Below are 24,123 nucleotides of genomic sequence, written 5' to 3'. Positions count from 1 at the left end.
TTGACCTGGAGGGGGTGCGCCGATGGCGTGCCCCCTTCTCGTTGCCGGGTGACGGGCGCCGGCGCGGCTTTGGGCCGTTTCCCCGCCCGCCGGAACTTGCTAAGGCCGGGGCGAACAGGAAGGACAGGGCATGACCGAGATCAAGCTGCACAACACGCGCACCCGCCGGAAGGTAAGCTTCGAGCCGATCGATCCGGGCAATGTCGGGATCTACCTGTGCGGGCCGACCGTTTATGACCGCGCGCATCTCGGCAACGCACGGCCGGCCATCGTAATCGACGTCCTGGTGCGCCTCCTGCGACATGTTTACGGGGCCGATCACGTCACCTACGTGCGCAACATCACCGATGTCGACGACAAGATTAACGCCCGTGCCTCCCAGACCGGACGCGACATCGCGCAGATCGCGGACGAGACCTGCGCGTGGTATGCCGAGGACATGGCAGCGCTGGGAAACCTGCCGCCCGACCACGCGCCCCGCGCGACCGCCTATATCGCGCAGATGGTCGAGATGATCGGGACGCTGATTGCAGGCGGCCATGCCTATGAGGCGGAGGGTCATGTCCTCTTCGCGGTCGAGAGCTTCGAGGAATATGGCGCGTTGTCGGGGCGCAGCCTTGACGACATGATCGCGGGTGCCCGTGTCGAGATCGCGCCTTACAAGCGCAATCCCATGGATTTCGTGCTGTGGAAGCCTTCGGTGGGGGATGTTCCGGGTTGGGAGAGCCCCTGGGGCCGGGGGCGGCCGGGTTGGCATATCGAATGCTCGGCGATGAGCTACGAGCTGCTCGGGGAAAGCTTCGACATTCATGCGGGCGGGAACGATCTGCAATTTCCCCACCACGAGAACGAGATCGCCCAATCCCGCTGCGCTCATCCGGATGGCGAATTCGCGCGTGTCTGGCTGCATAACGAGATGTTGCAGGTGGAAGGGCGCAAGATGTCCAAGTCCCTTGGCAATTTCTTCACGGCGCGCGCGCTCCTGGAGCGGGGCATACCCGGTCAGGTGATCCGGCTGGTCATGCTCTCGACCCATTACCGCAAGCCGATGGACTGGACCGAGGAGAAGCGCGGCGAGGCGCAGGAGACGCTGCGCCGCTGGCACGATCTGCTGCGGCGTCACGGTTTCGGTCCCGAACTGAACGCGGCGCTCGCGCGGGCCGGGGCCTGGCGCCCCGATGCCGAGTTCCTCGGGGTCCTGGCCAACGACATCAACACGCCCGGCGCGCTCGCAAGGCTTCATGTCCTGTCGAAGGGACGCACGGCCGAGGCGCTGGCCCCCTTCGCGCATGGGCTCGAGCTGCTGGGTCTCGCGCCGGACTGGGAAACGCTCGCACAGGACGATGCCGGCGGCGATGCCGCGCTCGAGCCGTGGATCGCGCAGACGGTCGAGGCGCTTCTTGCGCGGCGCCGGGACGCGCGGGCCCGCAAGGATTTCGCCGAGGCCGATGCGGTGCGCGATATCCTGTCGGCGGCGGATGTCCGGGTCACGGATATCGGTGCCGAATCGGGTTGGAGCGCCGGGCCGGATTTCGATCCCGAAAAGCTCGCACCCCATCGCTGAGCCCTCGTGCCCGCCCGCGTGCCCCTTGGGGCCTGCAGGCGGGCAGATGGTCGACGGCGCAGTGCACTGCACGTTGACGGCGGGCGCGGGGGGCATCACCCGGCCACCGGCAGGAAGGACTCCCCCGCGGGCGCTCAGAGCCCGTATTGCTCCCGCGCGTAATCGCCCAGCTTGACCGCGTCGAGCCGGTCCAGCGGGACCAGGAAGGTTACCTGGATGACGCCGGGGGCCCGGCCGATCTCGATGGCCCCGTTGACCGTCGCGCGGTTGCGCACCTCGGCCACGGTCATGTCGAGCAGCCGTGCGGCCCGCGCGAGGCCGTTCTCGATCGCGTCGTTCAGGTTGGCGGCCGTTCCGATGACCGAGATCGGCGCGAGGGGCGCGATCTTGCCGGTGGACCAGCGTTCAGCGAGGCGCTGCCCCTTTGCAAGCTCGGCCGCGCTGAAGGGGCGGGCGAGCGGTGGCAGGTCCTCTTCAAGGGGAAACAGGACCGGACCATCGAGCGGATAGTCCTTCACGACCTCGACCTGCAGCGTGACGCTTCCCGAAACGTCCATCGTGTGCCCGGCGATCTCGCCGTCGCCCTGGGCGGCATGCATGTCACCCATATAGATGCCGGCGCCGCGCACCTTGACCGGGGCGATCAGGATAGCGCCGGCACGCACGGCATCGATGTCCATGTGTCCGTCGGTCTTGTGCTCGGCGAGCTCTTCGGGCGTGATGGCGTAATCATGCGGCGCCCCGACCAGGAAAGCGCCGAAATCTCCGGCGTTATGGCTGTCTGGCATGGGCATCGAGGGGCAGCTGCCGAGCTGTCCCATGAAGGGGCGCATCCTGACGAGCGTGCCGGGCATGTCCGACGGGGCGTAATGCAGGATCGAATGCTGCCGGCTTCCGTCGGGCAGGGCGGCGTAATGCTCGGCCCGCTCGGCAATGGCATCGGCGGCCTTGCGCGGCAGGGTCAGGCCGACATTGCGGGTGTCATCGAAGGCCACGGTATAGCCGTGGACGATCTCGAAGGGGGTGACGGGATTGCCGCAGGCATCGCAGCGCACCGATTTCCCGCCGCTGCCTTCGATATGGGTCTCGGGCCAGACGGTGTCGCATTCGGGGCAGCGCGCGGCGACATAGGGATCGCCGAGGCAGAAACCCTCGGGCGAGCTGTCATGGCCCGACGCGGTGGCCGAGGATGTCACGGTGATGTCGCGGATGCGGATGGCGACCCCGTCGCCGATCTCCGCGCCCTCGACGAAGACGGGCCGGGTCACCTCGTGCCCGCCGCGCAGGCGGGGGGTGATCATCGGTCCCCAGCAGCCGGGCGCGGTATTGGCGATGATCGTGCCGCCATCCTGCACCGGGCCGAGCATCGGCTGGTTCGGATCGAGGACGCTGTTGGTGAATTCCTGCACCACGATGCTGCGCCGGGGGCTGGTCGTGGCGGGAGCGTTTCCGTCGGGCATGGTGTGATACCTCCTCAGGGTTGACTGCGACGAGGCTAGACGCTCGTGGCGAAAGGTAAATGGAAATGATGGGCGCCCCGGCATCGCGCATTGGCAGCGTGCGGGCAACATGGCGCGCGAATCGGTTGACGGGCTCCCTGCAAGGCGAGCAGAAAGCGGGCGCAAGCTCGCCCGGCCGCGTCGGGGCGCCGTCATCGTGGACACAGGGTCGCGGCCCGGGGGGCGGTCGACGTTCGGCCGCGGCGCGCGCGGCATTCCGGAAGGGGGGCTCCGCCCCCGCCCGCATCCTGCGGATACGGCTCCCCCGAGGTATTTGGGACGAAGATGAAGGATAGCTGATCGTGGAGCGTCTCTACCTATACGACACCACGCTGCGCGACGGGCAGCAGACGCAGGGGGTCCAGTTCTCCACCGCCGAGAAGGGCCGCATTGCCGGTATGCTCGATGAGCTGGGGGTGGATTACGTCGAGGGCGGCTGGCCGGGGGCCAATCCCACGGATAGCGCGTTCTTCGAGACGGCGTCCGCGATGCGGGCGGTGATGACCGCGTTCGGGATGACGAAACGGTCGGGCCGCTCGGCGGAAAACGACGAGGTTCTGGGCGCGGTGCTGAACGCGCGCACGCCGGCGGTCTGTCTCGTTGGCAAGGCCCATGTCTTTCACGTACGCACGGCTCTCGGGATCACGCTCGAGGAAAATCTCGACAACATCTCCCGCTCGATCGCCCATGTCGTGGCGCAGGGGCGCGAGGCACTCTTCGACGCGGAGCATTTCTTCGATGGCTGGGAGGCGGATGCCGATTACGCGTTCGACTGCCTGCGCGCGGCGCTGGACGCGGGCGCCCGTTGGATCGTGCTGTGCGATACGAACGGGGGTGTCCTGCCGGCGCGGATCGGTGCGATCTGCGCCGAGGTGATCGCGCGGGGCATTCCCGGCGATCATCTCGGCATCCATGCCCATGACGATACCGGAAACGCCGCCGCCTGCAGCCTGGCGGCGATCGATGCGGGCGTGCGGCAGATCCAGGGGACGCTGAACGGTCTCGGCGAGCGCTGCGGGAATGCCAACCTGACGACGCTGATCCCGACGCTATTGCTCAAGGAGCCCTATCGCAGCCGCTACGAGATCGGCGTGGGGGCGCAGGCGCTCACGCAGATCACGCGGATGAGCCGGAGCCTTGATGACATCCTCAACCGGGTGCCCCGGCGCAGTGCGCCCTATGTCGGCGCATCGGCCTTTGCCCACAAGGCGGGCCTGCATGCCAGCGCGATCCTGAAGGATCCCTCGACCTACGAGCATGTCACGCCGGAGGACGTGGGCAATGCACGGATCATCCCGATGTCGAACCAGGCGGGACAGTCGAACCTGCTGCGCCGTCTGGGCGAGATGGGGCTGCAGGCGCATAAGGGAGACCCGGCGCTCGAGAGCATTCTCGAGGATGTCAAAGCCCGCGAGGAGCGGGGATATTCCTATGACACGGCGCAGGCGAGTTTCGAGCTGGTCGCGCGCGCGCATCTCGGGATGCTTCCACGATTCTTCGACATCAAGCGTTACAGGGTGAGCATCGAGCGTCGCAAGAACAAGTATGACCGGATGGTCAGCCTGTCGGAGGCCGTCGTCGTGGTGAAGATCGGCGCGCAGAAGGTCCTGTCGGTCAGCGAAAGCCTCGACGCCTCGGGGTCGGATCGCGGGCCCGTCAACGCGCTTGCCAAGGCGCTGGCCAAGGATCTCGGCCCCTATCAGAAGCATATCGACGATCTGCGGCTCGTGGATTTCAAGGTGAGGATCACGCAGGGCGGCACCGAGGCGGTCACGCGGGTCGTCATTGACAGCGAGGATGGCGCTGGCCGACGCTGGTCCACGGTCGGGGTGTCGGCCAATATCGTCGATGCCAGTTTCGAGGCGCTGCTCGATGCGATCAACTGGAAGCTGATCCGCGATGAGGCGGTGCCGGTATGAGCGTTCAATCCTGTGCCGAGGCGGTGCGCAGGGCAGACGAGGACCGCTTCTTGTCGACGATGACGATGCCGGCGGCCGCGCGTCCACTGCTCTTCACGCTCTACGCCTTCAACCTGGAGGTCTCGCGCGCGCCAATCGCGGCACGCGAGCCGATGATTGCGCAGATGCGCCTGCAATGGTGGCGCGACGCGCTGGGCGAGATCGCGGAAGGCGACATCGTGCGCCAGCACGAGACCGTCGCGCCCCTGGCCGCCGAGTTGCGCGCCCACGGTCTCGACGCGCGCGACCTCCTGCCGGTCATCGACGCGCGCGAGCGGGATATCATGCCCCAGCCTTTTGCCGGGCTGCCTGACCTGCGCGCCTATCTGGAGGCGACGGCGGGCACGCTTGCGGTCGTTGCCGGGGCGGGGCTGGGCTCGGGGGACGCGCGTCCCGAAGATCTTCGGGGCGCGGCCAGCGCGGGCGCCGCGGCCCGCTTCCTCTGTGCGCTCGCGCCGCTTGCCGCGCAAGGCGTGCAGCCGCTCGGCCCCGATCCGCGGGATGCCATCGTCGAGCTTGCGCAAGGGGCGCTGTCCGATCTCGAAGCTGCGCGCCGCATCCGGTTCGGACCGGCGACCGGTGTGTTGCGGGCGTTCTGGACCGCGCCGGTGCTGCTGGATCAGGCGGTTCGCGATCCCGATGCCGCCATCGAAGGACGACTCGGCCTCGCCGAGTTCCGCCGGCGCGGCTCCTTGCTCGTCAAGGCGGTGGCCGGCCGCTGGTAGCGAGCGCGTAGGGCGTGACGTCAGGCGACGGCGCGCCTGTCGAGCTTTCCAAGCCAGACGAGAGCGAGCGCGGCAAGCCCGAGGAACGGTATCATGGCGAGGTTCACGGCCGTCCAGCCCTGATCGGGCGCGCCGCCCGAACAGTTCAGCAACCCGCCCGAGGCGAGCGAGGCGAGTGTGACGCAGCCGAAGACGATCATGTCGTTGAGACCCTGCACCCGGCCGCGCTCCTGCGGCTCATGGGCGGCGGTGAGCATCGCGGTCGCGCCGATGAAGCCGAAATTCCAGCCCACCCCAAGCAGGATCAGCGCGACGAAGAAATGTCCCAGCTCGATCCCCGCAAGGGCGACACCCCCCGCCCCGGCGAGGATCGCCAGTCCGAGGGCCACGATCCGCCGCGCGCCGAACCGGGCGATCAGGTGGCCGGTAAAGAAGGACGGCGCGAACATCGCGAGGACGTGCCCGCTGACGATATCGGCGGCATGGGACGCGTCATAGCCGACCCCGACCACGGCAAGCGGCGTCGAGGTCATCACGAGGTTCATCAGCGCGTAGCTCACCATCGCGCAGATGATGGCGACGGCGATGCGCGGATCGCGCAAGAGCGCGCCATGGCCGCGCCCGCGTGCGGTGCCGATGCCGGGGGGCGGCGGGGGCGGTATGCGCAGGAACACGAAAAGCACCGCCCCCAGCGCGTTGATCGCGATCACCGCGAGGTAGGTCGCCAGGAAGGGCACCGGGAGCGCATCGGCGGTCAGCTTGACGAGCGCGGGCCCGAGGATCGCCGAGACGAGGCCGCCGGCCATCACGTAGGAGATTGCCTTTGGCCTGAATGCCTCGGAGGCGGTATCGGCGGCCGCGAATCGAAAGAAGCCCTGCGCGGACATGTAGATACCGGTGAGCAGCGCGCCTGCCAGGAAGAGCGCGAAGCTCCCGGTGGCGAGGCCCGCGGCCGAGATCGCGGCGCCAAGGCTCCCCCCGAGCGCCCCGGCGAGAAAGCCGATCCGCCGGCCCGATCGCTGCATCAGCGCCGACAGCGGCTGCGCCGTCAGCATCGATCCCAGCACGATCAGCGAGATCGGCATCGTCGCGAAGCAGGCGCTGCTGGCCAGCGAGCCGCCCGCGAGCCCGCCGACGATGAAGAGCATGGGCATCTGCGCGCCCAGGAATGCCTGCGCGCAGACCAGCAGGGCCACGTTGCGGCGTTCGGTGCCGCCGTCGCGGGCGATCGGTGCGTGCGTCAGGCTCATGGCTCCTGCCTAGCGCGCGGCCGGCCGCGACGGAAGGTCATTCGCGCCGGTCGATGAGATGGGCGAAGCTTCCCTGCACCATGCCGCGCGACAGGCCCATCGGGGCGAGCGGATCGCCGGCGGCGTCCCGTGCCTCGAAGAGCGGCGTCCCCTCGGCGCGCAGCGTGGTCGCGTAGTGGAACTCATGTCCGGCCCAGCGTCCCGCGAAGGGACCCCGCGCCGTTTCGAGCAGCCTGTAGCCCAGATGCAGGCGCCTCCGGGCGAAGCTGGTTTCCAGATCCAGAAGGCCCGCCATCTCGTGCCTCACGCCGTCCGCATCGATCAGGCCGTGGCCCAGGACCATGTAGCCGCCGCATTCCCCGAAGATCGCCGCGCGTTCGGCGGCCATGCGCAATCCGCCAAGGAACCGCTGCGCGGCGGCGAGCCTGCCGGCATGCAGCTCGGGATAACCGCCGGGAAGATAGACGAGATCGGCGTCGCGGTCTGGCGCCTCGTCGGCCAGGGGTGAGAAGGGCATGACCTGCGCACCGGCGCGGTGCCAGTCGCCGAGCAGATGCGGGTAGTGGAAGGCGAAGGCCCGGTCCTGGGCCACGGCGATGCGCTGCGCGGGGGGCGGGGAGGGCGCTGCCGGGTTCGGGCAGGGCGGCAGGGGGGCGGCGATAGCGCATAGCGCGTCGAGGTCGATGGCCGCCTGCGCATGTCTGGCGGCATCCTCGAGATAGAGATCGAGATCGGCGCGCTCCTCTGCCTGAACGAGCCCCAGGTGGCGCGAGGGATGCGCGATGCTCTCCTGTCGCAGCAGCGCGCCGAGTACCGGGATGCCGGCAGGCGCCAGCGCGCGGGTCAGCATCCCGGCATGACGCTCGGAGCCGCAGCGATTGAGGATTATTCCCGCGATCCGAACCGAGGGATCATGCCGCGCGAAACCTTCGACGAGCGGCAGGACCGACTGCGCCATGCGCGCGGCATCAACGACGAGGATGACGGGGAGGGCAAGGATACGCGCGAGATCCGCCGCCGCGCCGCGTCCGTCCGGCGGCGCCCCGTCGAAGAGGCCCATCGCCCCCTCGATCAGCAGGAGACCCGGTCCCGAGGCCCGCGCGATGATACGGTTCGGGGGCATGGCGAAGGCGTCCAGGTTGACGCAGGCCGCGCCGCTGGCGGCCGCGTGGAAGCGCGGGTCGATATAGTCCGGTCCCGATTTCGCGCCCCTCACCGCAATGCCGCGATTGCGCAGCGCCCGCAGCAGGCCGAGCGTGAGGGTGGTCTTGCCTGCCCCCGAGGCAGGCGCGGCGATGATCACCCCGCCGCCGCCCGACCTTCGATCCTGGATGTCAGGCACTCTCGGCCGGGCGCCCGCGGCCGAGCGGGTCGAGATCGCGGGGCGCGGCCCCTTGCGCCATCGCCTGCCAGTCGAGAACCTGGCGCATCAGGACCGAGCGCCCGACACAGATGATCGCCGGCGGCTCCAGCCCGGCGGCGGTGATGTCATCCTCGCAGGCAGCAAGGCTCGTCTCGAGCACGGATTGATCGGGCGTGGTCGCCGAAGTCACGACGCTGACAGGCTCGTCGGGCGCGCGCCCGGCGGCGATGAGCGCCTGCGCGATCTGGCGGATATGTTTCATGCCCATGTAGATCACGATGACCTGGCTGCCGCGCGAGATCGCCTGCCAGTCAAGGGTGCCCGGTGTCTGGCCGGACTGGTCATGGCCGGTCACGAAGGTCACCGACTGGTTCACGTCGCGATGCGTGACCGGAATGCCGGCATAGGCCAGCCCGCCGATCCCCGCCGAGATGCCAGGCACGATGCGGATCGGGATACCGTGCTGCACGAGGGTCTGCGCCTCTTCGCCGCCGCGGCCGAAGACGAACGGATCGCCGCCCTTGAGCCGCAGGACCCGGTACCCTGCGCGGGCCATCTCGACGAGCTGGAGCGAGATGTCGCGCTGCAGCGCCGAGGGCTTGCCGCCGCGCTTGCCCGCATAGACATGCTCGGCTTGCGGGGCCCATGCCAGGATCGAGGGATCGACGAGGGCGTCGTAGATTACCTTGTCCGCCTGGCGCAGGGCGTTGAGTGCATGCAGCGTCAGCAGTCCCGGATCGCCCGGACCCGCACCGCAGAGCCAGACCCAGCCGGGTTTCATGACCGGCCAGTCTCCGGTGCTCATCGGGGGGAGGGGGGACGAGTCGCGCATGGGGTGGTTATGGCCGCAATGCGCGGCACGGCCAAGCCCCGACGCGGCCTGCGGCGCGCTGTTTGCGACAGGCGACTTGGGTGGGAACTTCCGGGAGGACGGCGGGGGAGCGGTCGGCGCGGCGCCCATTGGCCCCGCCCGCGCCGACGCCTATAGTCTTGGCCATGAGCACCCATTCCACAAGGACGCCCGGCACCGCGCTGCGCCGGGGCTGGACCACCGGCGCCTGCGCCACGGCGGCGCTGCGCGCGGCGTTGCACGATCTGTGGGAAGAGCGGCGGCTCGCGCGGGTCGAGATCGTCCTGCCACGCGGCGAGCGTCCGGTCTTCGAGATCGCGCAGTCGGCGCGCGGCGCGGGATGGGCGCAGGCCGGGGTGATCAAGGATGCGGGCGATGATCCCGACGTGACCCATGGCGCGCTTGTCCTGGTGCGGGTGAGCGCCTCGGCGGGGGGCGTCGTTTTCGCGGCCGGAGAGGGGGTGGGCACGGTAACGATGCCGGGCCTGCCGATCGCGCCGGGCGAGCCCGCGATCAACCCGGTGCCGCGCCGGATGATGTGCGCCGAGATCGACGCGATCGCCGCCGAGACCGGGCACGCCCCCGATGTCAGGGTCGAGATCTCTGTGCCCGGCGGGGCGGAGATCGCCGCCCGGACCTGGAACCCGCGCCTCGGCATCGTCGGCGGGCTGTCGATCCTCGGCACCACCGGGATCGTGCGGCCCTTCTCCTGCGCCGCCTGGATCGCCTCCATCCACCGGGGAATCGACGTGGCGCGTGCCGCGAAGCTGCCGCATGTCGCCGGTGCGACCGGCGCTCAGAGTGAGCGCGCGGTGCAGGCGCTCTACGCGCTGCCCGATCACGCGATGATCGACATGGGGGATTTCGCGGGCGGCATGAGCAAGTATCTCCTGCGCCACCCGGTTCCGCGCGTCACCATCGCCGGCGGCCTTGCGAAGCTTGCCAAGCTGGGACAGGGCGCGCGCGATCTGCATTCCTCGCGCAGCCAGGTTGATTTCGAGCGTCTTGCCGCGTCATGCGGGATGCCGCAGGTCGCCGGGGCGCGCACCGTGCTCGAGGCGCATGGGATCGCCGGACCCTCCCTTGCGCAGGCGGTGGCACGGGACGCCTTGCGCGCCGCCGGCTGCCTTTTTGAGGGCAGCGGCATCGCGGTGGACATCGTCGCTTGCGACCGCGAGGGGCGGATCGTCGCCCGTGCCTGAGCCGCGGCGCCTTCTGCTTCTGGCCGGCAGCACGGAGGCGCGTGTGATCGGGCAGGCGCTTGCCCGCCGGGGACGCAGCGCCATCGCCTCGCTCGCCGGCGATACCCGCGCGCCGGCGGATCTGGGCCTGCCCCTTCGGATCGGCGGCTTTGGAAGCGCGCACGGCTTTGCCGACTTCCTCGCATCCGAACGGATCGGCGCCGTGATCGACGCGACCCATCCCCACGCCGCGCGTATGGGACCGCGCAGCTTCGCGGTCTGCGCCGAGATGGGCCTTCCCTATCTGCGCGTGTTGCGCCCGCCATGGCAGAGGCTGCCGGGGGATCTTTGGCACGATGTCGCGCATGAGGAGGATGTCGCAGCGCTTGTCGCCCCCGGCGCACGGGTCTTCCTGGCCACCGGGCGCAAGACCCTGCATGCTTTTGCAGGGATGCGCGGCAGGACGCTCTTCTGCCGCCAGATCGAGGCGCCGCGGACACCGTTCCCCTTCGAAGGGGGGCGCTTCGTCGTGGGCCGGCCACCTTTCAGCATTGCCCAGGAGGTCGCGCTCTTCGAGGAGCTTGCAATCGACTGGCTGGTGATGCGCAATGCCGGGGGCGATGCCAGCCGCTCCAAGCTCGATGCCGCGCGGCAGCTCGGCATCCGCATCGCCATGATCGCCCGTCCGCCGCGCCATGCGGGCGCATTGGTCGAAACGGCGCAGGACGCGCTGACATGGAGCGAGGAGATCGCGCAATGAGCAAGCCAGGTCCGAACGAGGCCGCCCCTGCCCACGACGAACGGGTCATCACCGGCGCGGATTGCATCGCGGAGGGGACGCGGGCCCTGATCGAAGCGGAGCCGCGCTTTGCGAAGGTCTACGAGGCGACGGGAGACTGGCCCCTGCGCCGGCGCGTCGACGGGTATGAGGCGTTGAGCGATGCGATCATCGGGCAGCAGGTCTCGGTCGCGGCGGCGGCGGCGATCGGCGGGCGGGTGCGCGCGGCGGGTTTCGATGCGCCGCATGCCGTCCTCGCGGCAAGCGACGAGGCGTTGCGGGCCTGCGGCCTCAGCCGGCCCAAGGCGCGCTATCTCAGGGCGCTGGCCGCGGCCGATCTCGATTACGGCGCCCTGCGCACGGCCCCCACGCAAGAGGTGATCGACGCGCTTGTGGCGATACCCGGGATCGGGCGCTGGACGGCCGAGATCTACGCGCTCTTCGCCCTGGGCCGTGCCGATGCGTTCCCGGCCGGCGACCTTGCGCTCCAGGAGGCCGCGCGGGTGATGCTCGGCCTCGACGCGCGCCCGAGCGAGGGCGCGCTGCGCCGGCTGGCCGAGCCGTGGCGGCCTTGGCGGGGCGTTGCGGCACGGGCGCTTTGGGCCTACTACCGGGAGGTCAAGGGACGAGAAGGAACCGCATGACCCGCATACTCGAAAGCCGGCGGCGTGCCGCGAAATCCGGCAGCGCAACCTCCATCATGGTATTCCTCCACGGCTACGGCGCCGATGCGGCTGACCTGATCGGTCTTGCCGATCCGCTCGGGGAACATCTGCCCGACACGCTCTTCGTCGCGCCGGACGCGCCGGAACGCTGCGCGGTCAACCCCGCCGGATACCAGTGGTTTCCGATCCCCTGGATCGACGGCTCCGACCCGGCTGAGGCGGAGAAGGGCATGAGCTCCGCGATCGCCGATCTCGATGCCTATCTCGACCGCGTCCTCGAGGAGGAGGGCATCGCGGCGGAGCGGATGATCGTTCTCGGTTTCTCCCAAGGCACGATGATGGCGCTGCATGTGGGCCTGCGCCGCGACGCGGAGTTTGCCGGGATCATCGGCTTCTCCGGCCGTCTGCTGCGCGCCGAGACGTTGCAGGACGAGATCACCGCCCGGCCGCCCGTGCTGCTGCTGCATGGCGATCAGGATGATGTCGTGCCGCCGGCCTCGATGCCGGAAGCGGCGCAGGCGCTCCAGGACGCGGGCATCGATGTCTTCGCGCATGTCATGAAGGGCACCGCGCACGGGATTGCTCCCGACGGGCTGAGCCTCGCTCTGGCCTTCGCGCGCGAGCGCCTGGGCGTCGAGGGAACCTGACCGCGCAGGGCTTGCGCGGCCCATACCGGGACGCGCAAGCCCTCATTGGCGCTTCCTAGCATGGGCTGTTACCGCTATCGATGGCGCCAAGGTCGATATCGCCGCGCCCGCCCGCGTCGCAGCGCCCACCAGGGACAGGCGTTTCGGTTCGACCCAGAACGGCCGCCGCGCCGCAGACATATAGAAAGGTGAGAGATGACCACCACCGAACTGCGTGAGGCGATCCTCGCTCACTTGAAATACGCCCTCGGAACCGATCCGGACCGCGCGAGCGTCACCGATTGGCGCATCGCGCTGAGCTACGCGATCCGTGACCGGATCGTCGATCCGTGGTTCGCCTCCACCCAGGCCGCCGAGGCGGCGAAGGGCAAACGGGTCTACTATTTGTCGATGGAATTCCTGATCGGTCGCCTGCTCGAGGATGCGGTGGTCAATCTGGGCCTGATGGAGAGTGCCTCCGCCGCGATGTCGAGCCTCGGGCTCGATCTCGACACCGTCCTGAGCGACGAGCCGGACGCGGCGCTGGGCAATGGCGGCCTTGGCCGGCTTGCGGCCTGCTTTCTCGAATCGCTCGCGACGGTCGGCTGTCCGGCCTACGGCTACGGTATCCGCTACGAGCATGGCCTCTTCCGTCAGAGCTTCGTCGATGGCCGGCAGGTCGAATCGCCCGAGGACTGGCTGCGTCAGCCGCATGCCTGGGAATTCGAGCGCCCCGGCGCCGCATTCGAGATCGGTTTCGGCGGCCGGGTCGCCAGCAATGCGGGGCGGACCGAATGGACCCCGGCCGAGTCGGTCGTCGCCGAGGCCTATGACACGCCGGTGATCGGCTGGAAGGGGCGCTGGGCGAACACGCTGCGCCTGTGGTCGGCCAAGCCCACGACCTTCTTCGATCTCGACCGCTTCAATCGTGGCGATTACTACGGCGCCGCCGAGCCCGAGGCCCTGGCGCGCACGATCAGCCGCGTCCTCTATCCCGACGACACGACCGAAGAGGGCAAGCGCCTGCGTCTCAAGCAGGAATATTTCTTCACCGCAGCCAGCCTGAACGACATCCTGCGCCGCTTCCTCAGCGAGCATGACGATTTGCGGCAGCTGCCGCGGAAGGTCGCGATCCAGCTCAACGACACCCACCCCGCGATCGCCGGCCCCGAGCTGGTGCGCCTGCTGCATGACGTGCATGGCATGCCGCTCGACGAGGCGATCGTCACCGCGCGCGGATGCCTCAGCTATACCAACCACACGCTGCTCCCCGAAGCGCTGGAGCGCTGGAGCGAGGGGCTCATGGGCAGCCTGCTGCCGCGTCATCTCAGCCTCATCGAGCGGATCGATGCCGCCCATGCCGCCGCTCATCCCGATCGCGGCATCACGATGCGCGAGAATGGCGAGGTGAAGATGGGCGAGCTGGCCTTCTGCATGGCGCACAAGGTCAACGGGGTCTCGGCACTGCATACCGAGCTGATGAAGCGGACGGTCTTTTCCGAGCTGCACCGCCTGCATCCCGAACGCATCCTCAACCAGACGAATGGGGTAACGCCGCGGCGCTGGGTGCTGTCGGCCAATCCGCGCCTCTCGGGGCTTCTGACGGATGCGATCGGTGAGGAGTGGGTGGACGATCTGGAGCGGCTGCACGAGATCGAGCCGCTCGCCGAGGATGCCGGCTTCCGCGAGGATTATGCCGCCGCCAAGCGTGCCAACAAGGAGGAGCTTGCCAGTTACCTGCGCGCCGAGCGGGGCGTGAGCGTCGATCCCGAAGCGATGTTCGATGTGCAGATCAAGCGGATCCACGAATACAAGCGCCAGCACCTCAACATCCTGGAGGCGATCGCCCTGTGGCAGGAGATCGGCGACAATCCGAACGGGGACTGGACCCCGAGGGTGAAGATCTTCGGCGGCAAGGCGGCGCCGGGCTATGTCTTTGCCAAGGAGATCATCCACCTGATCAATTCGGTCGCGCAGGTGATCAACTCCGATCCCGTCACCTCGAAATTCCTCAAGATCGATTATCCCGCGAACTACAATGTCAGCCTTGCCGAGCGCCTGATCCCGGCCTCCGATCTCAGCGAGCAGATCTCGACCGCCGGCAAGGAAGCGTCCGGCACGGGCAACATGAAATTCGCGTTGAACGGGGCGCTGACGATCGGGACACTCGACGGAGCCAATGTCGAGATTCGCGAGCTTGTCGGGGCCGAGAACTTCTTTCTCTTCGGCATGGATGCTGACGAGGTCATGGCGAGGCGCGCGATCGACGGCCATGCCGCGCGCGCGATCGAGGCCGATCCGCGCCTTGCACGGGCGCTCGACGCCATCCGTGACGGCGCCTTTTCGCCGGGCGAGCGGGGCCGGTTCGACGCGATCGTGTCAAACCTGTCGCAAGCGGACTACTTCCTCGTCTCCTCCGATTTCACCGACTACTGGCGTGCCCAGCGCGAGGTCGATGTCGCCTATCGCGACCGGACCGCATGGATGCGGATGGCGATCCTGAACACGGCGCGTTCGGGATGGTTCTCCTCGGACCGGACGATCAGGAGCTACATGTCCCAGATCTGGAATGCGCAGGGGTTGCTTGCGGATGCTGGAACCGATGGGCGTGATGAAGGCTTGGTATCGCACAGGCAGAACTAGAACCGGTTGGACTATGAGCACACAGACAAGCAACGCCGACGACAAGGGCATGATTCCCCGCGATGAGGCCCGTGCGCTGCATGATGGTGTGCATACAGACCCGTTCTCCGTCTTGGGGCAGCATGATCGCGGGGATGCGGTCATCGTGACCGCCTTCGATCCCGGTGCCACCAGGATGTGGGCCGTGATGGACGGGGAGCGCCATGCGCTTGCGCGTGCCGGCGAAGGGCTGGGGGTATTCAGCGGTCCGGTGCCCCGGCGCGGTGCCTACCGGCTGGCCGGAGAAGGCGCCGATGGCGAGACATGGGAGATCGAGGATCCCTACCGCTTCGGCAAGCTGATCGGCGAGATGGACGAGTATCTGCTCGGCGAGGGCACGCATCAGCGTATCTGGCAAGTGCTCGGCGCCCACGTTCTGGCCCATGAGGGCATCGAGGGAACGCATTTCGCCGTCTGGGCGCCCAATGCGCGGCGCGTCTCCGTCGTTGGCAGGTTCAACCTGTGGGATGGCCGCCGGCACATGATGCGCCGGCGCGGGGCCAGCGGCGTGTGGGAGATCTTCGTTCCCGGCATCGGCGAGGGCGAGGTCTACAAATACGAGATCGTGGGCGCCGATGGCCGGTTGCAGCCGCTCAAGGCCGATCCGGTCGGCTTCGGCAGCCAGCACGCCCCGCAGAATGCCAGCGTGGTGCGCGACATTCGCGGCTACGGCTGGAAGGACGACCGGTGGTTGTCCGACCGGGAGCAGCGCAACATGCGCACCGCGCCGATCTCGATCTACGAGGTGCATCTGGGCAGCTGGCGGCGCAAGGTCGATGAGGGCAACCGGCCCCTGAGCTACCGCGAGGCTGCGGTCGAGCTCGTCGATTACGTGGCCGAGATGGGTTTCACGCATATCGAGCTCATGCCGATCAGCGAATATCCCTTCGATGGCTCATGGGGGTATCAGCCGGTCGGGCTCTTCGCGCCGACGGTCCGGTTCGGCCCGCCGCACGAGTTTCGCGATCTCGTGGAGGCGGCGCATCTGAAGGGGCTCGGGGTCCTGCTGGACTGGGTGCCGGGCCATTTCCCCTCCGATCCGCACGGTCTTGCGACATTCGACGGGACGCATCTTTATGAACATGCCGATCCGCGCGAGGGTTTCCATCAGGACTGGAACACCCTGATCTACAATTATGGCCGGACGGAAGTGCAGAATTTCCTCGTCTCCAATGCGCTCTACTGGCTCGAGGAGTATCATGTGGACGGGCTGCGCGTGGATGCGGTCGCCTCGATGCTCTATCGCGACTATTCGCGCAAGGAAGGCGAATGGGTTCCCAACAAGGATGGCGGGCGCGAGAATTACGAGGCGATCGAGATGATGCGCAAGGCGAACACCATCGCCTATGGCGCGCAGCCCGGCATCATGACCGTCGCCGAGGAATCGACGAGCTATCCGGGCGTGTCGCGCCCTGTCAGCGACGGCGGGCTCGGCTTCGGCTACAAGTGGAACATGGGCTGGATGAACGACACGCTCAGCTACATGAGCAAGGATCCGATCCACCGCAAGCATCACCACAACCAGATGACCTTCGGGCTGCATTACGCGTTCACCGAGAATTTCATCCTGCCGATCAGCCATGACGAGGTCGTGCATGGCAAGGGGTCGATGCTCGAGCGGATGCCGGGCAGCGCCGAAGAGAAATTCGCCAATCTGCGCGCCTATTACGGTTTCATGTTCGGACATCCCGGCAAGAAGCTCCTCTTCATGGGCCAGGAGTTCGCCCAGCCCGAGGAGTGGAACCACAACGCGCAGCTCGACTGGCGCCTCCTCGATGATCCGCGCCACGCCGGCATTCAGCATTTCGTCCGCGATCTCAACACGCTCTACCGCGGAACGGCGGCATTGCATTATCGCGACTGCGAGGCCGAGGGCTTCGAGTGGATCGACGGCGGCGACGCCGAGAACTCGGTCCTGTCCTGGGTGCGGCGGGGTGGTCCCGCCGATCCCGAGGCGGTGGTGCTGTGCAATTTCACGCCCGTCGAGCGGACAGCCTACAGGATCGGGCTCCCGCGTGCCGGCGAGTGGCGCGAGGCGATCAACAGCGACGCGGCACGTTATGGTGGCGGCAATCGCGGAAACATGGGCGCCATTACCGCCGATGGCCCGGCATATCACGGACAGCCCCACTCGGCGCAGGTTGTGCTTCCGCCGCTGTCCAGCGTTATCTTCGTTAGTAGTTAATTGGCCGTGATCCTCGCCGTGTTTCGGCGGCGGGGCCGGCCGTTTTTGGGGGAGTAGATGTAATGTCGAAGCCGAATGCGCGCCTGTCGAGCCGCACCATGGCCTTCGTTCTGGCGGGGGGACGCGGGAGCCGTCTGAAGGAGCTGACCGATACACGCGCCAAACCGGCGGTCTTTTTCGGAGGCAAGACGCGGATCGTGGATTTCGCCCTGTCGAACGCGCTTAATTCCGGCATCAGGAAGATGGCGATCGCCACGCAATACAAGGCGCATTCGCTGATCCGCCATTGCCAGCGCGGCTGGAATTTCTTCCGCGCGGAACGCAACGAGTATCTCGATATCCTGCCCGCCTCGCAGCGCGTGGCGGAGAACAGGTGGTATCTGGGAACCGCAGATGCCGTGACGCAGAATATCGACATCATCGACAGCTACGACGTTGAATACGTCCTGATCCTGGCGGGCGATCACATCTACAAGATGGATTACGAGCTGATGCTCGAGCAGCACGAGAACAGCGGGGCGGATGTCACCATCGGCTGCCTGACGGTGCCGCGCGAGGAGGCGTCGGCCTTCGGCGTGATGGCGATCGACGCCGATGATCGCATCACCTCCTTCCTGGAAAAGCCCGCCGATCCGCCCGGCACCCCCGACGATCCGAATGTCACCCTCGCCTCCATGGGCATCTACGTGTTCCGGTGGAGCGATCTGCGCGCCCGGTTGATCGCCGATGCGGAGGACGAGAACAGCAAGCATGATTTCGGCGGCGACATCATCCCCGACATCGTTGCGAACGGGAAGGCGGTCGCACACCGCTTCACCGACAGCTGTGTGCGCCATGCGCCCGATGCGCCGGCCTACTGGCGCGATGTGGGTACGATCGACGCCTACTGGAAGGCCAATATCGACCTGACGAACTTCACGCCCGATCTCGATCTGTGGGATACCGACTGGCCGATCTGGACCTATTCCGAAAGCGTGCCGCCGGCGAAGTTTATCCATGACGAGGCGGACAGGCGCGGCCAGGCGCTCTCTTCGCTGGTGGCGGGCGGCTGCATCGTGTCCGGCACGGAAATCCGTGAATCGCTCCTCTTCACCCAGGTGCACACGAATTCCTATGCCAGCCTGCAGCATGCCGTCGTCCTTCCCTATGCCCGGATCGGCCGGAAGGCGCAGCTCCGCCGGGTGGTGATCGACCGCGGGGTGGAGATCCCCGAAGGGCTCGTGGTGGGCGAGGATCCCGACGAGGATCGCCGCTGGTTCCGCGTCAGCGAGGGCGGCGTGACGCTGATCACGCAGCCGATGCTCGACCGGAGGGCAGCCTCGCTATGAGCCGGGTCCTATCGGTCGCGTCCGAATGTGCGCCGCTGATCAAGACCGGCGGGCTCGGAGATGTCGTGGGTGCGCTTCCGGCTGCCCTCGCGCCCCAGGGGGTCGAGATGAAGGTGCTGCTGCCGGGCTATCCGGCGGTGCTCACGGGGCTTGAAGGCGTCCGCGAGGTCATGCGCGAGGATGATCTCGCGGGTGGCACGGGGCGCGTTCTGGCCGCCCGGCGCGCGGGGCTCGATCTTCTGGTGCTGGATGCGCCGCATCTCTTCGATCGGGACGGCTCGCCGTATCTCGGGCCCGACGGGCGGGACTGGCCGGACAACCCCGAACGTTTCGCCGCGCTCTCGCTGGTGGCGGCACGGATCGGGCGCATGGGTGTCGACGGCTGGCATCCTGACGTGTTGCATTGCCATGACTGGCAGGCCGGGTTCGCGCCGCTCTTCATGCAGCGCATGGAGGGCGGACGGCCGGCGGGCAGCGTCATGACCATCCACAACATGGCGTTCCATGGCCTCGCACCGCAGGAGCGCATCGAGGCACTCGGACTGCCGCGCGATGATTTCAATTCCGACGGCTACGAGTTCTGGGGCCATGTCTCCGCGCTGAAGGCGGGTCTGGTCCATGCCGACCGGCTCACCACCGTCAGTCCGAACTACGCGCGCGAGCTGATGACGCCGGAATTCGGGATGGGGCTGGACGGGGTGATACGCGCCCGCCGCGCCGATCTGTGCGGCATCCTGAACGGGATCGACACCGAGGCGTGGGATCCCGCGCATGATCCGCATATCGCGCGCTTCCGCTCAGGACGCGGCAAGTCGCGGGCCAAACGCGCCTTGCTCGAGGAATTCGGTCTTGCCGAAGGGAGCGGCCCGCTCGCCATCGTCGTGTCGCGCCTGACCGAGCAGAAGGGACTGGACCTGCTGCTCGAGGCGCTGCCGCGTTTCGTGGAGCTCGGCGGCCAGCTGGCGCTTCTGGGCAGCGGCAATGCCGACCTGGAGGAGCGCTGGCGCGAAGCGGCCCGCGCGCATGACGGTGTCGGGGTCGTCATCGGTTACGACGAGGCATTGTCGCACCGGATGATGGCCGGCGCCGATGCGATCCTCGTGCCCTCGCGGTTCGAGCCCTGCGGCCTCACGCAGCTTTACGGCCTGCGCTACGGAACGGTGCCCGTCGTGGCGCTGACGGGCGGCCTTGCCGATACGGTCATTCACGCCAGCCCCGCGGCCCTCGCCGCCGGGGCCGCGACGGGCATCCAGTTCTGGCCGGCCGCCACGGATCCGCTGATCGGCGCGCTCGAGCATCTCGTCGCGCTTTACGGCGACGACCGGACCTGGTCCAAAATCATCCGCAATGCGATGCGACAGCCGGTGGGATGGAACGTCTCCGCCCAGGCTTATGCAGAGCTCTATCGAGAAATCGGACAATCCTGATGACGACTAACTATGCGATCACCGCAGGCCGCGCCGCGCCGCTGGGGGCTAGCTTCGATGGCGACGGGGTCAATTTCGCGGTCTTTTCCGAGAACGCGACCCGCATGCAGGTCTGCCTTTTCTCCGAGGACGGCAAGGAGGAGACCGCGCGCATCGATCTTCCCGAGCGCGACGGCGATGTCTGGCACGGCTATGTCTCGGGCCTGCGCCCGGGCCAGCAATACGGCCTGCGCGCCCACGGCCCCTTCGATCCGGCGAACGGGCACCGGTTCAACCACAACAAGCTGCTGATCGACCCCTATGCCAAGCGCCTGACCGGGCATCCCGAATGGGACGACCGCCTGATGGGCTACACGGTCGGCCACGAGGATGCCGATCTGAGCTTCGACGAGCGCGACAGCGCCCCCGTGATGCCGCGCTGCGTGATCGAGGACCCGGCCTTCTCCTGGGGCGATGACAGCCCTCCGGCGACGCCGATCCATGAGAGCATCATCTACGAGGCCCATGTGAAGGGCTTTACCGCCAAGCGGCTCGATGTCGACGCGCCCGGCACCTTCATCGGCATGGCCTCGGACCCGATGCTCGAATATCTCAACAAGCTCGGGATCACCGCGATCGAGCTGCTGCCGGCGCAGGCCTTCCTCAACGACCGGTTCCTGACCGAGAAGGGCCTGACGAATTACTGGGGCTACCAGACGCTCGGCTTCTTCGCGCCCGAGCCGCGCTACCTGCACCGCGCGCAGATCGCCGAGTTCCAGCAGATGGTCGCGCGTTTCCACAGCGCCGGCATCGAGGTCATCATGGACGTGGTCTACAACCACACCTGCGAGGGCAACGAGATGGGCCCCACGCTGGCCTTCAAGGGGCTGGACAACGCAAGCTACTATCGCCTGACCGACGACCGGCGCTACTACATCAACGATACCGGCACGGGCAACACGGTCAACGTGGACAACCCGATGGTCCTGCGGATGATCATGGACAGCCTGCGCTACTGGGTCGAGGTCATGCATGTCGACGGCTTCCGCTTCGATCTGTGCTCGACACTGGGCCGGGTCGGCGATGGCGGCTTCGATCGCGGCGCCGCCTTCTTCGACGCGCTGCGTCAGGATCCGGTGCTGACCCGCGTCAAGCTGATTGCCGAGCCGTGGGATATCGGGCCCGGCGGCTACCAGCTGGGTGGCTTCCCGCCGCCCTTCCTCGAGTGGAACGACAAGTATCGCGACACCGTGCGCCGGTTCTGGCGCCGCGATCCCGGCGAGGCGCCCGATCTTGCCGATCGCCTGCTCGGCTCGGCAATCCAGTTCGACCATTCGGGCCGCCCGGCGACCTCCTCGGTCAACCTTCTGACCGCCCATGACGGCTTCACCCTGCACGATGTCGTCAGCTACAACGAGCGGCACAACGAGGCCAATGGCGAGGACGGCAAGGACGGCCACGGCGAGAACTACTCGGACAACATGGGCGCCGAGGGCGTGACCGACGATGAGGCGATCAACGCCGCGCGTGCCCAGCGAAAGCGCAACATGATCGCGACCCTGCTCCTGAGCCAGGGCACGCCGATGATCCTCGCGGGGGACGAGTTCGGCAACAGCCAGGACGGCAACAACAACGCCTACAACCAGGACAGCGAGATCAGCTGGCTGCATTGGGAGGACGTGGACGACGACTACCTCGCCTTCGTCACCCGGATGATCGCCTTCCGCAAGAGCCACCCGATCCTGCGCCAGAAGCTGTTCCTGCACGCCGAGGAGCGCGCCGAGGACGGGATGGAGGATGTATTCTGGCATGCGCCCGATGGCGGCCGGATGCGTGATGAGCATTGGAACGATCCGGAGCTGCGCTGCCTCGCGGTCGAGTTGCGCACCGCCTCCACCTCGCCCGATTACGCGACCGAGAACACGGCGATTTTCGTGGTCCTGAACGCGGGCGGACCTCTCGAGATCACGCTGCCCGAGCCGTCCGAGGGGCATGCCTGGATCTGGGAGATCGATACGAGCCGCCCCGATGGCGTGGCCGAGAACGAGGCGAAGGCACGTTTCGACATGCCAGGCGAGGCGGTCTGCGTCTTCGCGCTCATGCCATCGGCATGAGCGAGACGCTGGAGGCGCTGTCGCGGTACCTGGGTATCCTTCCCAGCTACGGCGACGTGACGGGGGAGGCGCATCGCACCTCCCCCCAAACGGCACGCGCCATTCTCGCGAGCATGGGCCACGAGGTGGGCGACGAGGCCGCCGAGGCCGCGCTGCTCGATCGGATCGAAACGGACGCGGCGCGGCGGCGCTTGCCGCAATGGCACATCTGCACGCCCGGCCATGTGGCCACCCCGCCGGGCTTCGATCCCGATGCCGACTGGACGCTGATCCGCGAGGAGGCCGATGGCGCGCATGGCGGCGCCGGAGAGGACGCCGCGCAGCAGGGCAGGGGCGCTTTGCCCGCCCTGCCGCTCGGGATCCACAAGGTGCAGCAGCATGGCGAGACCTGCTGGCTCATCACCGCGCCCGACAGGCTCCCCGATGCGCCGCGAAGCTGGGGCGTGACGGTGCCGCTCTACGGGATCGGCGGTGCCCGGCACCCCATCGGCACATATGGCGATCTTGCGCAGGCCGCCGGGGCCCTGTCGCGCGCGGGGGCGGGATTCGTCGGGGTCAACCCGATCCATGCGGGCTTCCCGGCCGATCCGGGTGCCTTCAGCCCGTATTCCCCATCGAGCCGGCGGCGGCTATCGGTGCTCCATATCGAGACGGACCGGCCCGCGGGTGCGGATGCGGGGGACCGGGCCGCGGACGGCGGCGAGGGGCCGGACGACACCTTGCGCGATGGCGCGCTGATCGATTACGCGGCCGCCGCGCCGGCGCGGCTCGCCGCCTTGCGCGCGGATCACGCGGCCGCCGGTTCACCCGGCCCGCAAGCACCCGATGGCGACCTGCTGCGCTTCGCGCTTCACCAGGCGCTCGCCGATCGCTTCGGACCCTATTGGCCGGACTGGCCGGAGGATTACCGCGATCCTGCCAGCGCGGCCTGCGCGCGGTTCGCCGAGGAGAATGCCGAAAGCGTCGCGTTCCACGCCTGGGCGCAGCAGCGCGCCGAGGAGCAGCTCCTGGAAGTGCGCCAGGCCGCCGGGGAGATGACGCTCGGTCTCTATCTCGACCTCGCGGTGGGCATCCATCCCGCCGGGGCCGATACCTGGACCGATCCCGAACTCTATGCCCATGGCGTGTCGCTGGGCGCCCCGCCCGATGATTTCTCGCCGGCCGGGCAGGCGTGGCATCTCGCTCCACTGCGCCCGGATATCCTGGCCGAGCGCGGCTTCGTGCCCCTTGCGCAGATCCTCAGGGCGCAGCTGCGCTTTGCCAGATTGCTCAGGATCGATCACATCCTCGGCTTCGAGCGGGCGTTCTGGGTGCCCGATGCGCCCGGCGTGCCGGGGGCCTATGTGCAGATGCCAAGAGAGGCGCTTCTGGCCGTCGTGCGCCTCGAAGCCACACGCGCGGGCGCGGTGATCGTGGGCGAGGATCTGGGCAATGTCCCCGATGGCCTGCGCGCCGATCTCGCCGCGTCGGGCCTTCTGGGATGCCGCGTCGCGATGTTCGAGCAGCATTACGGGGGCGAGGCGGTGCGCTTCAAGGCGCCCGAGGACTACGATCGCGCAAGCCTGACCTCCTTCTCGACCCATGATCTGCCGACCTGGGCGGGCTGGCGGAAGGGACGCGATCTCGACTGGTGGGAACGTCTGGGCACCCTAGAGGGCGAAGCGCTGTCGCAGGCCCGTGCCAAGCGCGAACGCGAGGTCGCGGCGCTCGAGCAGGTCGTGGGCGGGCAGGGCGACGAGGCGCTCCTGTCCTACCTCGCCGCGACCCCGGCCGCCCTTGTCGCCATCCAGATCGAGGATATTCTCGGGCTGGACGAGCAACCCAACCTTCCCGGCACCGTCTACGATCATCCCAACTGGCGCCGCCGCCTGCCCGTGTCGATGCACGAGCTGGACCGGCTGTCGGGAACCTTGCAGGCCGCGCGCATCATGGCGCAGGCCGGAAGATAG

At 68.0% G+C, this 24,123-nt stretch carries 17 protein-coding genes; 13 read left to right on the top strand and 4 right to left on the bottom strand.

Translation table 11 applies throughout. From position 1 onward, the window contains the following. The first annotated feature begins 130 nt into the window (after window positions 1-130). Window positions 131-1,564: a cysteine--tRNA ligase gene (gene cysS / locus PMES_RS00125; protein ID WP_159963501.1), complete on the top strand. Its 1,434-nt coding sequence runs from the start codon at window positions 131-133 to the stop codon at window positions 1,562-1,564. A 134-nt stretch (window positions 1,565-1,698) separates the two neighbouring features. On the opposite strand, the gene PMES_RS00120 is transcribed toward cysS, so the two are convergent. Continuing rightward, window positions 1,699-3,024, bottom strand: coding sequence for an acetamidase/formamidase family protein (locus PMES_RS00120; RefSeq protein WP_159963500.1), 1,326 nt, complete (start codon window positions 3,022-3,024; stop codon window positions 1,699-1,701). A 338-nt stretch (window positions 3,025-3,362) separates the two neighbouring features. Here PMES_RS00120 and cimA point away from each other — a divergent pair, with 338 nt between their 5' ends. Both cimA and PMES_RS00110 read left to right on the top strand, forming a co-directional pair. Next, entirely contained in the window at window positions 3,363-4,982 is a 1,620-nt protein-coding gene (gene cimA / locus PMES_RS00115; RefSeq protein WP_438943217.1) for a citramalate synthase, read from the top strand. Continuing rightward, a complete protein-coding gene (locus PMES_RS00110; protein WP_159963499.1) occupies window positions 4,979-5,746 on the top strand; it encodes a squalene/phytoene synthase family protein in 768 nt (255 codons plus the stop codon). The genes cimA and PMES_RS00110 overlap by 4 nt, the downstream gene beginning before the upstream one ends. Window positions 5,747-5,766: 20 nt before the next feature. Here PMES_RS00110 and PMES_RS00105 read toward each other — a convergent pair whose 3' ends face one another. From PMES_RS00105 to cobA, 3 genes are read right to left on the bottom strand one after another with little or no spacing between them, the layout of a single operon-like run. After that, the gene (locus tag PMES_RS00105) at window positions 5,767-6,996 is read right to left on the bottom strand and encodes an MFS transporter (protein WP_159963498.1); all 1,230 of its coding nucleotides are present in this window, start codon (window positions 6,994-6,996) and stop codon (window positions 5,767-5,769) included. 37 nt (window positions 6,997-7,033) lie between these two features. Then, window positions 7,034-8,338 carry a cobyrinic acid a,c-diamide synthase CobB gene (locus PMES_RS00100; RefSeq protein WP_236549637.1) on the bottom strand — a complete coding sequence of 435 codons (1,305 nt, stop codon included), beginning with the start codon at window positions 8,336-8,338 and terminating at the stop codon, window positions 7,034-7,036. Beyond that, the gene (cobA, locus tag PMES_RS00095) at window positions 8,331-9,191 is read right to left on the bottom strand and encodes a uroporphyrinogen-III C-methyltransferase (protein ID WP_159963497.1); all 861 of its coding nucleotides are present in this window, start codon (window positions 9,189-9,191) and stop codon (window positions 8,331-8,333) included. The genes PMES_RS00100 and cobA overlap by 8 nt, the downstream gene beginning before the upstream one ends. A 164-nt stretch (window positions 9,192-9,355) precedes the next feature. Between cobA and PMES_RS00090 the strand changes: the two genes are divergently transcribed. The 10 genes from PMES_RS00090 (at window position 9,356) to malQ (ending at window position 24,123) form a co-directional block, all read left to right on the top strand. Beyond that, window positions 9,356-10,411: a cobalt-precorrin-5B (C(1))-methyltransferase gene (locus PMES_RS00090; RefSeq protein ID WP_159963496.1), complete on the top strand. Its 1,056-nt coding sequence runs from the start codon at window positions 9,356-9,358 to the stop codon at window positions 10,409-10,411. Further along, a complete protein-coding gene (locus PMES_RS00085) occupies window positions 10,404-11,150 on the top strand; it encodes a cobalt-precorrin-6A reductase (RefSeq protein WP_159963495.1) in 747 nt (248 codons plus the stop codon). Before PMES_RS00090 ends, PMES_RS00085 begins: the two co-directional genes overlap by 8 nt. Next, window positions 11,147-11,812 carry a DNA-3-methyladenine glycosylase family protein gene (locus PMES_RS00080; RefSeq protein ID WP_159963494.1) on the top strand — a complete coding sequence of 222 codons (666 nt, stop codon included), beginning with the start codon at window positions 11,147-11,149 and terminating at the stop codon, window positions 11,810-11,812. Before PMES_RS00085 ends, PMES_RS00080 begins: the two co-directional genes overlap by 4 nt. Further along, complete coding sequence (locus PMES_RS00075; protein WP_159963493.1) at window positions 11,809-12,480, top strand: alpha/beta hydrolase; 672 nt, start codon at window positions 11,809-11,811, stop codon at window positions 12,478-12,480. The genes PMES_RS00080 and PMES_RS00075 overlap by 4 nt, the downstream gene beginning before the upstream one ends. Before the next feature lie 195 nt (window positions 12,481-12,675). Beyond that, window positions 12,676-15,102: a glycogen/starch/alpha-glucan phosphorylase gene (locus PMES_RS00070; RefSeq protein ID WP_159963492.1), complete on the top strand. Its 2,427-nt coding sequence runs from the start codon at window positions 12,676-12,678 to the stop codon at window positions 15,100-15,102. A 49-nt stretch (window positions 15,103-15,151) separates the two neighbouring features. Then, entirely contained in the window at window positions 15,152-17,326 is a 2,175-nt protein-coding gene (glgB, locus tag PMES_RS00065; protein WP_236549645.1) for a 1,4-alpha-glucan branching protein GlgB, read from the top strand. Window positions 17,327-17,388: 62 nt separating this feature from the next. Further along, window positions 17,389-18,654 carry a glucose-1-phosphate adenylyltransferase gene (gene glgC / locus PMES_RS00060; RefSeq protein ID WP_159963490.1) on the top strand — a complete coding sequence of 422 codons (1,266 nt, stop codon included), beginning with the start codon at window positions 17,389-17,391 and terminating at the stop codon, window positions 18,652-18,654. Next, on the top strand, window positions 18,651-20,081 hold the full coding sequence (gene glgA, locus PMES_RS00055; protein ID WP_159963489.1) for a glycogen synthase GlgA: 1,431 nt from the start codon (window positions 18,651-18,653) through the stop codon (window positions 20,079-20,081). Before glgC ends, glgA begins: the two co-directional genes overlap by 4 nt. Beyond that, on the top strand, window positions 20,081-22,174 hold the full coding sequence (glgX, locus tag PMES_RS00050) for a glycogen debranching protein GlgX (protein ID WP_159963488.1): 2,094 nt from the start codon (window positions 20,081-20,083) through the stop codon (window positions 22,172-22,174). Before glgA ends, glgX begins: the two co-directional genes overlap by 1 nt. After that, window positions 22,171-24,123: a 4-alpha-glucanotransferase gene (gene malQ, locus PMES_RS00045; RefSeq protein WP_159963487.1), complete on the top strand. Its 1,953-nt coding sequence runs from the start codon at window positions 22,171-22,173 to the stop codon at window positions 24,121-24,123. The genes glgX and malQ overlap by 4 nt, the downstream gene beginning before the upstream one ends.

This window comes from Profundibacterium mesophilum KAUST100406-0324 (assembly GCF_009835145.1).
Lineage (GTDB): Bacteria > Pseudomonadota > Alphaproteobacteria > Rhodobacterales > Rhodobacteraceae > Profundibacterium > Profundibacterium mesophilum.
Note: the sequence above shows the minus strand (reverse complement) of the source record. Positions and strands in the feature narration are given on the sequence as shown.

What these genes read in the sequence shown, in the direction of transcription:
- cysS (WP_159963501.1), top strand. Translation starts at nt 131, where the DNA reads ATGACCGAGATCAAGCTGCACAACACGCGCACCCGCCGGAAGGTAAGC.
- PMES_RS00120 (WP_159963500.1), bottom strand. Translation starts at nt 3,024, where the DNA reads ATGCCCGACGGAAACGCTCCCGCCACGACCAGCCCCCGGCGCAGCATC.
- PMES_RS00110 (WP_159963499.1), top strand. Translation starts at nt 4,979, where the DNA reads ATGAGCGTTCAATCCTGTGCCGAGGCGGTGCGCAGGGCAGACGAGGAC.
- PMES_RS00105 (WP_159963498.1), bottom strand. Translation starts at nt 6,996, where the DNA reads ATGAGCCTGACGCACGCACCGATCGCCCGCGACGGCGGCACCGAACGC.
- cobA (WP_159963497.1), bottom strand. Translation starts at nt 9,191, where the DNA reads ATGCGCGACTCGTCCCCCCTCCCCCCGATGAGCACCGGAGACTGGCCG.
- PMES_RS00090 (WP_159963496.1), top strand. Translation starts at nt 9,356, where the DNA reads ATGAGCACCCATTCCACAAGGACGCCCGGCACCGCGCTGCGCCGGGGC.
- PMES_RS00080 (WP_159963494.1), top strand. Translation starts at nt 11,147, where the DNA reads ATGAGCAAGCCAGGTCCGAACGAGGCCGCCCCTGCCCACGACGAACGG.
- PMES_RS00075 (WP_159963493.1), top strand. Translation starts at nt 11,809, where the DNA reads ATGACCCGCATACTCGAAAGCCGGCGGCGTGCCGCGAAATCCGGCAGC.
- PMES_RS00070 (WP_159963492.1), top strand. Translation starts at nt 12,676, where the DNA reads ATGACCACCACCGAACTGCGTGAGGCGATCCTCGCTCACTTGAAATAC.
- glgB (WP_236549645.1), top strand. Translation starts at nt 15,152, where the DNA reads ATGATTCCCCGCGATGAGGCCCGTGCGCTGCATGATGGTGTGCATACA.
- glgC (WP_159963490.1), top strand. Translation starts at nt 17,389, where the DNA reads ATGTCGAAGCCGAATGCGCGCCTGTCGAGCCGCACCATGGCCTTCGTT.
- glgA (WP_159963489.1), top strand. Translation starts at nt 18,651, where the DNA reads ATGAGCCGGGTCCTATCGGTCGCGTCCGAATGTGCGCCGCTGATCAAG.
- glgX (WP_159963488.1), top strand. Translation starts at nt 20,081, where the DNA reads ATGACGACTAACTATGCGATCACCGCAGGCCGCGCCGCGCCGCTGGGG.
- malQ (WP_159963487.1), top strand. Translation starts at nt 22,171, where the DNA reads ATGAGCGAGACGCTGGAGGCGCTGTCGCGGTACCTGGGTATCCTTCCC.